The 13,029-nt window shown below is 55.6% G+C and carries 11 protein-coding genes; all 11 read left to right on the top strand.

Annotated features, from left to right (window positions below; translation table 11 throughout):
- Positions 1–53 precede the first annotated feature (53 nt).
- The 11 genes from PV433_RS32390 to PV433_RS32340 all read left to right on the top strand — a co-directional run bounded on the left by PV433_RS32390 (position 54) and on the right by PV433_RS32340 (position 12,587).
- Entirely contained in the window at positions 54–860 is an 807-nt protein-coding gene (locus tag PV433_RS32390) for a sulfite exporter TauE/SafE family protein (RefSeq protein WP_332076091.1), read from the top strand.
- Between the two features lie 108 nt (positions 861–968).
- Complete coding sequence (locus PV433_RS32385; protein WP_442951605.1) at positions 969–1,844, top strand: inositol monophosphatase family protein; 876 nt, start codon at positions 969–971, stop codon at positions 1,842–1,844.
- A 704-nt stretch (positions 1,845–2,548) separates the two neighbouring features.
- The gene (locus PV433_RS32380; RefSeq protein WP_332076089.1) at positions 2,549–3,502 is read left to right on the top strand and encodes a ComEC/Rec2 family competence protein; all 954 of its coding nucleotides are present in this window, start codon (positions 2,549–2,551) and stop codon (positions 3,500–3,502) included.
- A 92-nt stretch (positions 3,503–3,594) separates the two neighbouring features.
- On the top strand, positions 3,595–4,146 hold the full coding sequence (locus tag PV433_RS32375) for a glycerol-3-phosphate responsive antiterminator (RefSeq protein WP_332076088.1): 552 nt from the start codon (positions 3,595–3,597) through the stop codon (positions 4,144–4,146).
- Positions 4,147–4,332: 186 nt separating this feature from the next.
- A complete protein-coding gene (locus PV433_RS32370) occupies positions 4,333–5,655 on the top strand; it encodes an ABC transporter substrate-binding protein (protein WP_442951607.1) in 1,323 nt (440 codons plus the stop codon).
- Positions 5,655–6,623, top strand: coding sequence for a carbohydrate ABC transporter permease (locus tag PV433_RS32365; protein WP_442951606.1), 969 nt, complete (start codon positions 5,655–5,657; stop codon positions 6,621–6,623). The genes PV433_RS32370 and PV433_RS32365 overlap by 1 nt, the downstream gene beginning before the upstream one ends.
- Entirely contained in the window at positions 6,613–7,470 is an 858-nt protein-coding gene (locus PV433_RS32360; protein ID WP_332076086.1) for a carbohydrate ABC transporter permease, read from the top strand. The genes PV433_RS32365 and PV433_RS32360 overlap by 11 nt, the downstream gene beginning before the upstream one ends.
- 86 nt (positions 7,471–7,556) lie before the next feature.
- Positions 7,557–8,351 carry an HAD family hydrolase gene (locus PV433_RS32355; protein WP_332076085.1) on the top strand — a complete coding sequence of 265 codons (795 nt, stop codon included), beginning with the start codon at positions 7,557–7,559 and terminating at the stop codon, positions 8,349–8,351.
- A gap of 208 nt (positions 8,352–8,559) precedes the next feature.
- Positions 8,560–11,313, top strand: coding sequence for a CHASE3 domain-containing protein (locus PV433_RS32350; protein WP_332076084.1), 2,754 nt, complete (start codon positions 8,560–8,562; stop codon positions 11,311–11,313).
- Positions 11,314–11,316: 3 nt separating this feature from the next.
- Entirely contained in the window at positions 11,317–12,198 is an 882-nt protein-coding gene (locus tag PV433_RS32345) for a CheR family methyltransferase (RefSeq protein WP_332076083.1), read from the top strand.
- A 53-nt stretch (positions 12,199–12,251) separates the two neighbouring features.
- Positions 12,252–12,587, top strand: coding sequence for a nitroreductase family protein (locus tag PV433_RS32340; protein WP_332076082.1), 336 nt, complete (start codon positions 12,252–12,254; stop codon positions 12,585–12,587).
- Positions 12,588–13,029 lie beyond the last annotated feature (442 nt).

Below are 13,029 nucleotides of genomic sequence, written 5' to 3'. Positions count from 1 at the left end.
ACGGTGACCGGATTGCTACATTAAGGAAATGACATTGCTGCGGAGGGATTCGTATGACCGGCTTCCTGTTGCTGCTTCTGCTCGGCGTCGTGTCGGCGACGTTTGGAAGCATCGTTGGTTTGGGCGGGGGCATTATTATCGTGCCTGCGCTTCTATATATTGCACCGATTTTTCTGGAGCGCGACATCTCGACGGCGATGGCGGTAGGGACTTCGCTGACGGTATTGATTTTTACCGCGCTGTCTTCGACGTTAACGTTTATGAAAGAGAAGAAGGTGGACTTTCGAAGCGGATGGCTTTATTTTACGACGAGCGGACCGGCTGCGATGATCGGGGCTTCGCTGACGGGCAACTTCGCGCCGCGCCCGTTCGAGCTGTCGTTCGGATTCTTCATGCTGTTCATGGCGCTGTTGCTTATGTTTCGCAATAAGATTAAGCCGGCGGCCATCGACTGGAGCATCAAGCGATCCTATACGGATCTGCAGGGGAACTCGTACGAATACGGTTATAATATCGCATTAGCGTTAACGGTCGGATTTGGCGTCGGCTTCATCTCGGGCTTGTTCGGCATCGGCGGCGGATCTCTGTTCGTGCCGGTTATGGTGCTGCTGTTCCGGTATCCGCCCCATGTGGCGACGGCCACGTCGATGTTCGTCATTTTCCTGTCGTCCATCCTGGGCAGCATTACACACGGTTTTCATGGCGAGATCGATGTGTACAGTACGTTGGCTCTCGCACCCGGAGCGTGGGTCGGCGGTTGGCTGGGCGCCCGGATCGTGCGCAAGATGAGCGGCAACGCCTTGCTGTGGGTACTGCGCATCACGCTGATTGTGCTGGCGCTCAAAATGATCTGGGGTTAGGAAACTAGCGGGAAGTTGTACGATTCGCCGAACGATTTTGGGTGAAACTCCGAGGACAATCAAGCGAAATTATACTATACTTACTAGTATCGCAACGTATCGATAGAAATGAGTGATCTACCGTTGAGCAATGAGCCAAAACCAACCTTTACAGTAGGCGGCAAAAGCTTCACCGCCGTTGCCATCAATACCGCTGCCAAGGCCGGCGAATGGATCAAGCTGAAGCTTGGCACCCATGAGAGACTGACGCTGAAGAGCACGCCGCACGATCTCGTCACCGAGGTGGACAAGGGTTCGGAGACGATGATCCGCAACTTGATCAAAACGCATTTTCCGCATCATACGATACTCGGGGAAGAGGGAGTGGCCCCGGGGGCCGACGCCTCCGCTAAAGCTCTCGAGACGATGAAGGATAACGAATATTTATGGATCGTCGATCCGATCGACGGCACGACTAACTATGTGCACGGCTTTCCGTTTTTCTCGGTATCGATCGCGCTGGCGCACCGGGGCGAAGTGATTGTCGGCGTCGTGTACGATCCGTGCGGGGACGAGCTGTTCGTCGCCGAGAAGGGCAAGGGCGCTTATCTGAAAGGGAAGCGGATGCAAGTATCGGGAGAAGCGAAGCTGTCCGATTCCTTGATCGCGACCGGCTTCCCGGCAGACAGCGATTTTGCGCTTCCGCTTAATTTGAAAGGCGTTCAGGCGGTCGCCCCGAAAGCGAGAAACATCCGGGTGGCCGGCTCGGCGGCGCTTCATATGGCTTATGTAGCGGCCGGAAGATTAAGCGGCTTCTGGGAAATCGGGCTGAACAGTTGGGATATCGCCGCAGGCTCCCTGCTTGTCAGCGAAGCGGGCGGCCGGGTAACCGACACGTCCGGACAGCCGTACACGCTGGCGGTTCGCCACGTGCTCGCCACGAACGGGACGGTTCACGACGAGCTACGGACGACGTTGTCCGAGGCGGGCGCGACGGGGGCGTGACCGATCCTGGCCATCGCAATCTGCGAGTAAGTACGCATAAAGGCTGTCCTTCCAGTCGAACCGACTGGAGGGCGGTCTTTTTTTATGAAGTAGAAGGTTTGATTTTCTTCATCCGTACTAAGCAGAAGAAGAGGATCTCCTTCCTTGTCGGTCAGCGAGTGCGGTTTGGGACCGTTAAAATAGACGAAGAAGGTGCAAATGCGCCCAGTTGGTGGAAATAAGGGGTGCAAATCGCCTCTGTTCGTTTCGGTTTTGCCATAAGGCCGAACGTAGGAGGTGCCAAAGACTCTTATTTTGTTCTGAGCCCGCGATGCATACGTTTTGGCGAAGGCGGGCGAACACGACCCGCTCACCGGAATGAGGATCACGGGCTTCCTCTGAAGTTGATGGTTCCGTATAACCTGATCCGCATGCGGCTGGAGCCAGTATGCTGTGCCCCCATTCCCACGCAAACGTACGGGTTTTCAAAGTCAAAGGCGTCTGAGCACTCCTCTTGCGCTTCTTTACGATTTCTTTACAACCAGTTAACACGGTTCGAACAATTGCCCAGTATAGTAACCGTATCAGCATATGTTCGGGTAGAGCCTAGAGAAAACCCGCGACGCTTGCAGCTTCTATTTTTGTATTTTGGATGGAGGCGGCTTGTGTTCGGGTTTTTTGTGCTGTTCATAAATTGAAATACGTCCGGGGGGGAACATCAAGAGATGAAACGTATACGCAACTGGCTCCGAAAGCTTGCAGTCCCGGCGGCGCTGGGATTTAGCCTGCTCCTTGCGGCCGGCTGCTCGCCGACTTCCGCCGTCGAATCGGGAAACGGGCGGACCGCCGCGGCGAAAGCGCCTTTTTACGATATGGCTTCGAATCAGGGGAAGCTGTCGATCCGCTATTTCCATTTGCAGTCGCAAGAAAAGTCGGGGGATGCGATCCTGATCACTTCGCCGGAGGGCAAGCAGCTGCTGGTGGACGCCGGGATTCCGGAGACGGGTCCTAAGCTGGAGGAGCAGCTTACGAAGCTGGGCGTGAACAAGCTCGACCTGGTCGTGAACACGCACCCGCATATCGATCATATCGGAGGACTGACGACCCTTTTACATACGAAGACGGTTGATCGGTTGATCCATAACGGCATTCCGCATCAGACGGAGACGTACCGCAAAGTACAAAGCATCCTTCAGGAGAAACAGATCCCCCATGAGGCGGCGGCCGAAGGGATGAAGATCGAATGGTCGCCTTCCGTCTCGATGGAAGTGCTGAACCCGCCGCAAGGCACGACGCCGGACAAATACGAGAAGTGGGGAACCGAGGAGCACAACAATCATTCCCTCGTGCTGATGATGGCATACGGAGACAATCGCATCCTGCTCACCGGGGACCTGTACAAGACGCAGGAATACGCCCTTGCGGACAAATACGGCGGCAAGCTGAAGGCCGATCTGCTGCACGCTCCCCATCACGGGGACATGACGTCCTCGTCGGGCACGTTCATCAAGGCGGTCAATCCGGGAATAACCGTCTTAAGCGCCAATTTCCTGCAAAGCATGGACGTGCTGAAACGGTATGAAAAAGAAGGCGCGACCGTATACAACACCGGGAAAAACGGGCATCTGCTGTTCGTGGCAGACGGCAAGACGTTGTCGGCCTATCCGGAGAAGCCGTAGCAAAAGGCAAAGGTTAACATTCGCTTAACATTTCTCGAATATTGCGATTATAGTTGTCGTTTACAATGGCTTACGAGGAGGGGGACTAGTCAATGGTACAAACAGAAGAAAGCGGGCTTCCGATTATAGCCTCCATCACGAAGCCGGAGCAGATTGCAGCGGCGGCGGCCAGCAAGGTGAAACGGGTCATCCTGATGACCGGCGATATCGTGAGGCTGGCGGATATTCGAAATCGGCTGCACGAGTCCGGGAAAGAAGTGTTCGTTCATTTGGAGATGGTGCAGGGGCTTGGCCGGGACAGTTCCGCGGTGCAGTATTTGGCGGCAACGTTCGCGGTCGACGGGATCGTTACGACGAAGAGCAACGCGATTGCGGCGGCCCGGCAGGCGGGTATCCGCTCGATCCAGCGGATCTTCGCGATCGACAGCGCAGCGGTCGAAACAGCGGTGAAAATGATCGGCCAAGTGATGCCGGACGAAGTGGAACTGATGCCGGGACTGATGCCCCGCGTCATCCGCGATCTGAAGGCGAGACTGAATCGGCCGTTAATAGTAGGCGGGCTCATCCGCAGCGAGGAAGAAATCAGAGTTGCGCTGAACAGCGGCGCGGACCACGTCTCCATCGGAGACCAGCGGTTTTGGTAAAGGATCGGATTTCGTTCAGAAGTGCGCCTCGGGTGGAGACGACGAGAAAACCCAGCGGCATGCGGACGTCCAAGCGATTCTGCGGGGGTGGTCTGTCTAGTCGGGCTTGATCGTGTCTTTTGGTGTGTCTGGAAACGAAACAAAAACCGCGGTTTTCAATTTGGAGAGGAGACTATGTACATGAACATGAATGTGAAAAGATGGGTTACGCCGGTATTGGCAGGCGTACTTACAGCCGGTTTGGCGGCGTGCTCGAGCGGAGGGACACCGGCCGGGACGACGGGGGCCGGGGCGGCGCCGGCTGAGGCGAAGCCGGACACGACTCCGGTTACGATTCAATATTGGCATGCCCATGCGGAAGCGCAGTTGGCCGGCTTGAATGATATGATCGAGGAGTTTAAGAAGAAATACCCGCATATTACGGTAGAGCCGGTGTATCAAGGAGCGTACGGCGACCTTCATAAGAAGCTGCAGGCGGCTGTAGCGGCCGGCGATGTGCCTGCGGTGACGAACGTTGAGGTGGCGTCGCTGCCGAACTTCGCCGACGGCGGGGTATTCGCAGATCTGACCTCCTGGATCAAGCGCGACAAAACCGATCTGAACGATTTCTCCAAGGGCATGCTGCAAGCTTATGCTTATAACGGCAAACAGTACGGCTTCCCGCTGATCGTCAGCACCAGCGTATTCGTCTACAACAAAACGCTGCTCGACGAGCTCGGCGTAAAGCCTCCGCAAACCTGGAACGAGATTGAGGCATTCAACCAGAAGGTAACGAAAAAAGAAGGCGACAAAACGACGCGTTACGCCTTCTCTGTGCCCGGCTGGGATACGTGGTATTACGATCCGTGGATCGTGAACGGCGGCGGCAAAATTTTGACAGGCGATATGAAAAAGTCGGCGATGGATACGCCGGAATCGCTGCGGTTTATCGAAAACTTCAAAAAGTGGAAGCAAGAGGGCAGTATGCATATCGGGTACGGCAAAGGCGCCTCCGACAATATGCGGCAAATGTTCCTGAACGGCGAAATCGCCATGGTGCAGCACACGTCCGCTCTGCTCAAGATGTACCGCGAGAACGCCAAGTTCGAGGTAGGGGTTTCGTTCCTGCCGGGCGACAAGACACGCACCTCCAATATCGGCGGCGCCGGGATTGTCATGATGGAAGGCGCGAAGGCGAACCAGAAGGAAGCGGCCTGGAAGTTCATCGAGTTTATGACGTCCGCGGAGCCGAATATCAAGTGGGCGGAATCAGTCGGCTACCTGCCTACCCGTAAATCCGCGATAGCTTCTTCCGAAGGAGCGGAATATTTCAAGAGATGGCCGCAGTATAAAGCGGTATTCGATAATTTCGACAGCGTCACTCCGCGCCTGCAGCATCCGGCTTACCCGGAATTCAGCAAGCAGTATATGGAAGTGGTGGGACGTCTGGCGCTTAACAACGAAGATCCGGTACCTCTGATGAAGGAAGCGACCCAGAAAATGAACGACGTCTTGAAGGATTATGAGTGATGTCGATGGAGAGCTACGTAACGACTAACGGAAAGAGGACGGTGGCGGCATCCGGCAGGATCGCCGCTTCCTCCCGCCTTCGCGGCGGGCGCAAATGGATCGGGGCGCTGAAAGATTTTTCGTTCGCTTTGCCGGCGCTGGTCTTCATGGGCGCTTTCCTCTATTATCCGCTGGCGTATTCGATCTATATCAGCTTTACGAATTGGAACATGACGAGGCCGGTCAAAAAGTTCGTCGGGGCGGATAACTATACCCGTCTGCTGACGAGCGCCGATTTTTACCAGTCGTTGAAGGTGACGATGGTATACACGGTGCTGGATGTGGCGTTTACGCTCGGCATCGGCCTGCTGCTGGCTCTGCTGTTCAACGTGGCGAACTCGAAGCTGTATGCGTTTATGCGCGGCGTAATTTTTATGCCGTATTATATTTCGATGGTTATCGCCGCGATGGTATTTACATGGATCTACAACGGACAGTACGGTTTGCTGAACTATATAATGGGGCTGCTGGGGCTCGATGGAGTCAATTGGCTCGTTAACCCGGCTACCGTCATTCCCGCGCTTGTCGCGGTGTCGGTATGGAAGGGCGCCGGCTTTGCGATGATCTTGTTCATTGCGGGCATGCGCGGCATTCCGCAGGAATATTATGAAGCGGCCGCGATCGACGGGGCGGGCAGGGCGCAGCAGTTCCGCCATATTACGCTTCCTTTGCTGTCGCCGATGACCTTATTCCTGCTGATTACGACGTTTATCTCCTCGATGCAAGTATTCCAGTCGATCGACGTGATGACCAACGGGGGGCCGCTTCAAGCTTCCAATGCGATCGTCTACTGGATCTACACGATGGCGTTCTCGGAGTTTAAGACCGGACGCGCTTCGGCCCTTGTCATCATTTTGTTCGTCATCATCCTGCTGCTAACGCTCCTTCAATGGGCAGTCGGCCGGAAGAAGGTGCACTATGAGGGATAGCCGGATGGCCGGACAAGGAAACGGCAAGTTTAAGTACGTGATTCGAGGCGTTATCGCGCTTCTTGTTGTAGTGGTGATGTTTTTTCCCGTCTACTGGCTGGTCATCAGTTCCTTGAAGACTCAGGCGGAGATGCGGATGGCGATTCCGACCCTGTGGCCGCAGTCGTTCGCGTGGGAAAACTACGCGGAGGCATTCCGCGTCATTCCGTACGCACGTTTTTTCGGCAACACGCTGCTGATGTCGGTCGGACTGATCGTGCTCCAGCTGAACGTCGCTCTGATGGCCGCTTACGCGTTTGCCAAAGGGACGTTTTGGGGCAAGGAAGTTTTGTTTTTCCTCGTGCTCGCCGCGATGATCGTGCCGGACCAGGTTACCTTCGTGCCGGTTTACGTGATGATGTCCAAGCTCGGCTGGCTGAACACGTTCTGGGCGCTGATCGTCCCCCACGGCGCCTCGGCATTCGGCATCTTTCTGCTCCGGCAGGCGTTCAAGTCGCTTAACAACGACGTGCTCGAGGCGGCGCGTGTGGACGGGGCCGGACGGTTCGGGATGCTCTACCGGATCTTGCTGCCGATGGCGATGCCGACGGTCGTCACGCTTGGCGTGCTTATTTTCATCTCCGGCTGGAATTCTTATTTCTGGCCGCTGATTATGACCAACACGAACGAGATGCGGGTGCTGACGGTCGGCATTACGATGCTTCGGGATTCGATTGCAGGGAACGAGGCGATGCATTTCCATGTCATCATGGCGGCGAGCGTCATGGCGATTTTACCGATTGTGGCCGTATTCGCTTCGATGCAGAAACATATTGTAACGGCGATGGCCAATTCGACTTTCAAATAACGCGCCGCAGGTTTCGGGAGCGGGCGGAGGACGGAGAAAGCCTGTTCACCTTGGTCGCGGGGCCAAGGAGAGAATAATACTACAGCATGAGCAGCATCCGATTGATTGTAAGCGATCTGGACGGGACGCTGCTGTCCCCGGACCACAAGCTTGCGCCAGAAGTAGCAAGCAGTATTCACGCATTCGTCCGGAAGGGCGGATACTTTACGATTGCGACGGGAAGGCCGCTGCTGACGGCTAGGCGGGTGATCGAGCAGCTCGGCATCGAGATTCCGGTCATCCTGTGCAACGGGGCGGTCCTTGCCGCTCGCGGCCGGATTCTGGAACAGAACGGCTACGAGGCCGGTTTGACGGCGGAGCTGCTGGTCGCCGCGCACGAAGTCGGTCTGAACGTGCTGCAATTCCGCGACGAGCGGATCGGCGTCTTCGGCCGGACCCCGGAAATCGTGACGTTCGAGCATAAGGAGCAGGTGGCCTGCACGCTGCTGTCCGCAGCCGACGAAGGGTGGAGGCAGGGCGAGCTGGATAAAGTCATCTTGCTCGGCGACATCCGCCTGTCCACACAGCTATGGAAGCGCTGGGAGCCGCTGCTGGGCGATCGGATCGCCGCGCTTCAATCGGAAAGCGACTATCTGGAGCTGATCCCCGCGCGAATCGACAAGGGCACGGCGCTGCGCAAAGTGGCTTACGTGCTCGGCGTCGAACTGGTCGACGTCATGGCGATCGGCAACCAGCTCAACGATTTGGCGATGCTGAAGACGGCGGGCGTAGGGGTCGCGGTAGCGAACAGCCCCGACGAGCTGAAGGCGGCGGCCGATTACGTCACCCGGTCGCCGTACGGGGAGGGTGTCGTTGAAGCGATCGGACGTTTTGGACAATAAGCGTGTATGTCCGTTCTTGCAAAATTGTGTGTATGAGAAAGAGACTCGCAGAGACGAAGAGCTGTGGAGTCTCTTTTTTGTGTAACTTAAGAAATGGTCAAATTGTCTCGATCTATAGTATGGTAGTATGATAATAGTCAAAAGGTTGGATTATTCGACGTTCAACGGCAATTTATCCTATCTACAAGAAAAGGCAGGACACAAGGTAATGGCAAACAGGTTCAGATTTGGAATACGCGCCAAAATCGTACTTGGCTACATGGTGAGCATTATCTGTTTTGTTGTCTCGCTAATTATTGTCGATCAACAGATGACTTCCATGCAGGAGGAGCGGAATTACGTCATTGAGCACGATATGGCGGTAATCGATATAACGAACCGGATCGAAAAACATCTGCTCGACATGCAGACCGGCCAGCGCGGTTATTTGATTACAGGCGACGCCGCTTACCTCGAGCCTTATATGGCCGCCAAGGCGGAATGGCAGAAGGACTATATCCGGCTGAAGCAGCTCGTGTCGGATAACCCGACTCAGCAGCAACGGCTGGAGACGGTCAAGTTAACGATTGAGCAATGGATCGAATCGGCCGGGGAGCGGGCTATCGGGTTGAAGAAAGCGAACGATAACGCGGGAATCGCCGAATTTTACAGGAAAGATCCCGGTAAAATTTACATGGACGAAATGCGTTCGCAATTCGACATTTTCCGCGAGACCGAAAATCAGCTGACCCAGGAGAGAGCGGCGGCTTTGAACGATCGGAACGCCGCTCTGAAGACGGCTTTGTACGTGATGCTCGTTATGGTGACGGTCATATCGGCCGCTGCGGCAACGCTCATCTCAGGCTCGATCCTGAGGACGATTCAAGCGGTTACGCAAAGCATTAAAGAAATTTCCAGCTCGGCCGGAGGCATGCAGCGCCGCGTCGAAGTAAGCGCCCGGGATGAGATCGGCGATCTGGGGACTGCGATGAACGAGTTGTTGGGGGACCAGGAGCAGAAAAACTGGACGAAGACGAAGCTTGCCGAGGTCGTCAGTATGTACCAAGGGGTGACCGATCTTTCGTCGCTCGGTCATTCGTTTATCGATAAAGTAACGCCGCTGCTCGATGCCGTATACGGTGTCTTGTATGTAGGTACAGGCCGCGGGGAGCAGCGCAAGCTGATGCGGCTAGCCTCTTATGCGGGGGAGGGCGAGCCGGCAGTCAGCCCGGAGACGATCTATCCGGGAGAAGGGCTGGTCGGGCAATGCGCCAAAGAAAACCGGATGTTTCATCTGGAGCACGTTCCGGACGACTATATTCGGATCGCTTCCGGTCTCGGGAGCGCTGTTCCGAAGCAGGTGCTGATCGCTCCGGTCGAGTTCGAGGGACGGGTTACGGCCGTGCTGGAGCTGGCTACGCTGGATGCGTTTACGCCGGTTCAGCGGCAACTGCTCGAAGAGATTCTGGATACGTTCGGCACGACGATCGACAGGGTCGAGAACCAGATGGAGATCGAACGGCTGCTTCGCGAATCGCAGGCGATGACCGAGGAGCTGCAGTCGCAGGCGGAGGAGATGCAGGTTCAGGCCGAGGAGCTGCAAACCCAGCAGGAGGAGCTGCGCGTCTCGAACGAACAGCTGGAAGAGCAGAACCGGTACGCCGAGGAGAAATCACGGGAGCTGGAGAAGATCCGGATCGAGCTCGAGGAATATACGGAGCAGCTGGAGCAGAGTTCGCAGTACAAGTCGGATTTCCTGGCCAATATGTCCCACGAGCTCCGGACGCCGCTGAACAGCATGCTGATCTTGTCGCAGCTTCTTGCGGAGAATGCCGAGCTTGGCATCGAGGAGAGGCAGTACGCCAAAGTCATCCACTCGTCCGGCAGCGATCTGCTTACGCTGATTAACGATATTTTGGATCTGTCCAAGGTGGAAGCCGGCAAAGTGGAAATTGTGCCCGAAGAGATGAGCGTAACCGAGTTTCCGCTCGTTATGGAATACCAATTCGGCAAAATCGCCGAACAAAAAGGGGTTCGTTTCGTTACCCGAATGGAGCCGGACGCTCCGGCGATTTTTTGGACGGATGAGCATCGGCTGCATCAAATTGTGAAAAATTTGCTGTCAAACGCATTCAAATTTACCGACAGCGGGGAAGTCGTTCTGTCGATCCGCCGGGCCGACCCGACCGTTGTGGCGGACGCGCTGCCGGAATACCGGAACGAGACGGTGCTGGCGATATCTGTGGCGGATACCGGTGTCGGCATCCCTGCAAGCAAGCGGGAAATTATTTTCGAAGCGTTCCAGCAGGTCGACGGGACGACGAGCCGCAAATACGGCGGTACGGGACTCGGGTTATCGATCTGCCGCGAATTCGCCAATCTGCTTGGCGGGACGATCCTGCTCGACAGCGAGGAAGGACGGGGCAGCACGTTTACGATCCTGCTGCCTCCGCTCGGTCAGACGAAATCTCATGAGTCGGCTATGATGGTCAGCGAGGCGTCGGCGGCGGCCGATTCGGCGGTTGAGGCAGCGTGCACAGAGGGCGGCGAGGGCCATATCGAAGAAAGCCTGGTGACGTCAGCCTCGATACACAAGGAGATTTTCAAAAACAAAAAAGTGCTGGTTGTGGACGACGATGCACGCAACCGGTATGCGCTGCAAATTTCGCTGGAAGCGGCGGGCATCGAGGTCGCAGTCGCACACAACGGGCAGGAATGCATGGAGTCGCTGCACAGGGCGGCGGAGAAATTCGATCTGATCCTGATGGACATCATGATGCCGGTTATGGACGGCTACACGACGATGCGCCACATTCGCGAAATGCCGGAGTTCGATGCGGTGCCGATCATCGCGCTCACGGCCAAAGCGATGAAGTACGACCGGGAGAAATGTCTGGAAGCGGGAGCTTCGGATTATATAAGCAAGCCATTAAATATGAATCAGCTGTTCTCGCTGATGCGGGTTTGGCTGACGAAGGTGTGAACGATGAATACGGATGATCTGATGCTGCAACCGGCGGATCTGGAAGCCGAGGAGACCCATACGAGCGAGCTGGAGAAGATCGAGGTCGGCTTATTGCTGGAAGGATTGTACCGTCTGTACGGGTTTGATTTCCGGAATTATGTACGTACTTCCATTACGAGGCGGATTATGAACCGGGTCCGGATGGAAAAGCTGCCGTCGATAACCGCGCTTCTGGACAAAGTGCTCCACCATCCCGACATGGCGAAGAAGCTGCTGGGCGACTTTTCGATTAATGTGACCGAGATGTTCCGGGATCCTGCCTTTTTTACCTCTTTACGCCAAAATGTCGTTCCGCTGCTGCGAGAGCTGCCGGAAATTCGCATCTGGCACGCCGGCTGCTCGACGGGAGAGGAAGTTTATTCGATGGCGATCCTGCTGCAGGAGGAAGGACTTGCCGAGAGAGCGCAGCTGTTCGCTACGGATATGAATGAGCATGTGCTGGAACGGGCGCGGGCAAGCGCGTTTCCGCTGGCGCGGATGCAAGGCTATACGAAAAATTATTTGCTTGCGGGCGGCAGTCAGGAATTTTCGGCCTATTATACGACGGATCATGAATTTGCCTATTTTCAGCCGGAGCTTAGCCGGAACATTCATTTTTTTCAGCATAACCTCGTGACGGACCGGTCCTTTAACGAATTTCATGTCATTATTTGCCGCAATGTGCTGATCTACTTCGATACGGTTCTGCAAAATAAGGTGCACAGCCTGTTCGACGAAAGCTTGCATCCGACCGGGATTCTTGCGCTCGGCAGCAAGGAGTCGCTGTTGGCCGTCCAGCAATCGGGGCGTTACACGGCGATGGACTGCACGCAGAAAATATACCGCAAAGTGAAGACGGTTTAGGGAAAAATCCATATGCTCCGGGATGAAAGTCCATTGTCAGGTTATGATTGGGCATGGGGCAGAAGTTTTACAACCGGTTTATGAACGTGCCGGTGATCCTGGTCGTCGTCCAGAAGGAGAATCCGAATCTGGCCGTGCGGGAGGACGATTTCGCTGCAATTTGCTGCCTGATCCAAAATTTCAGCCTGCTCGCCTGGGAGCAGGGGCTCGGCCTCGTCTGGGAGAGCTATCCGCTGCTGACGCAGGCGGAATTCCGCGAGACGCTGGGCATCGGGCCCGGGGAACGGGCCGTCGCCAGCCTGCATATCGGCTATCCGGCCAAAGTGCCGCCGGCACAGCCGCGTACACCGGCGTCGGAGCTGCTGACGGTGATCGATACGCCGTCATAAGCGCCGCTTCGGCGGGAGGCAAACTTTAAGATGGTTAAGCTTGCTTGGGTGCCCTGCGGGGCGCCTTACTTTTATTTGAGGCAGCAATGGGCCGTAAAAAGGCTGTGGTGTCGCTGGGCGGTGGTTAACCGCGATGCAGCCCCCTTGATGAGAAATAACGGTCTTTAGTGAGGCTGTCGATTCAATGTGTAGAAGTGTTAGCAGGCCGCTCCAAGTGAAAAGTTACCTTCTTCTACTCAAACAGGTTGTCCGGAATCCCTTGATATAATAAGGATTGTAAAGTAGGGGATTCCTGACAAAACTCGCCAGAAGGTAATCTTTTCCCTTTCCACTTGGTTGTCCATAATGAATCGACAGCCTTTTTAGTACCTCCTATTTTGTGGAAAACTTCCTTGCAAGGTCACCGGACGAAGCGCCACTCCAGCTTTTTGACCCTATTCTT

This window comes from Paenibacillus sp. GYB004, assembly GCF_036577605.1.
In the GTDB taxonomy this organism is placed as follows: domain Bacteria; phylum Bacillota; class Bacilli; order Paenibacillales; family NBRC-103111; genus Paenibacillus_AB; species Paenibacillus_AB oceani.
The sequence above is the reverse complement of the archived record's forward strand: the minus strand, read 5'-3'. Positions and strand labels throughout refer to the sequence as shown.

Excerpts from the sequence above, each read along its gene's own strand:
- PV433_RS32385 (WP_442951605.1), top strand. The coding sequence starts at position 969 with ATGAGTGATCTACCGTTGAGCAATGAGCCAAAACCAACCTTTACAGTA.
- PV433_RS32345 (WP_332076083.1), top strand. The coding sequence starts at position 11,317 with ATGAATACGGATGATCTGATGCTGCAACCGGCGGATCTGGAAGCCGAG.
- PV433_RS32355 (WP_332076085.1), top strand. The coding sequence starts at position 7,557 with ATGAGCAGCATCCGATTGATTGTAAGCGATCTGGACGGGACGCTGCTG.
- PV433_RS32370 (WP_442951607.1), top strand. The coding sequence starts at position 4,333 with ATGAATGTGAAAAGATGGGTTACGCCGGTATTGGCAGGCGTACTTACA.
- PV433_RS32360 (WP_332076086.1), top strand. The coding sequence starts at position 6,613 with ATGAGGGATAGCCGGATGGCCGGACAAGGAAACGGCAAGTTTAAGTAC.
- PV433_RS32375 (WP_332076088.1), top strand. The coding sequence starts at position 3,595 with ATGGTACAAACAGAAGAAAGCGGGCTTCCGATTATAGCCTCCATCACG.
- PV433_RS32340 (WP_332076082.1), top strand. The coding sequence starts at position 12,252 with ATGGGGCAGAAGTTTTACAACCGGTTTATGAACGTGCCGGTGATCCTG.
- PV433_RS32365 (WP_442951606.1), top strand. The coding sequence starts at position 5,655 with ATGTCGATGGAGAGCTACGTAACGACTAACGGAAAGAGGACGGTGGCG.
- PV433_RS32380 (WP_332076089.1), top strand. The coding sequence starts at position 2,549 with ATGAAACGTATACGCAACTGGCTCCGAAAGCTTGCAGTCCCGGCGGCG.
- PV433_RS32390 (WP_332076091.1), top strand. The coding sequence starts at position 54 with ATGACCGGCTTCCTGTTGCTGCTTCTGCTCGGCGTCGTGTCGGCGACG.
- PV433_RS32350 (WP_332076084.1), top strand. The coding sequence starts at position 8,560 with ATGGCAAACAGGTTCAGATTTGGAATACGCGCCAAAATCGTACTTGGC.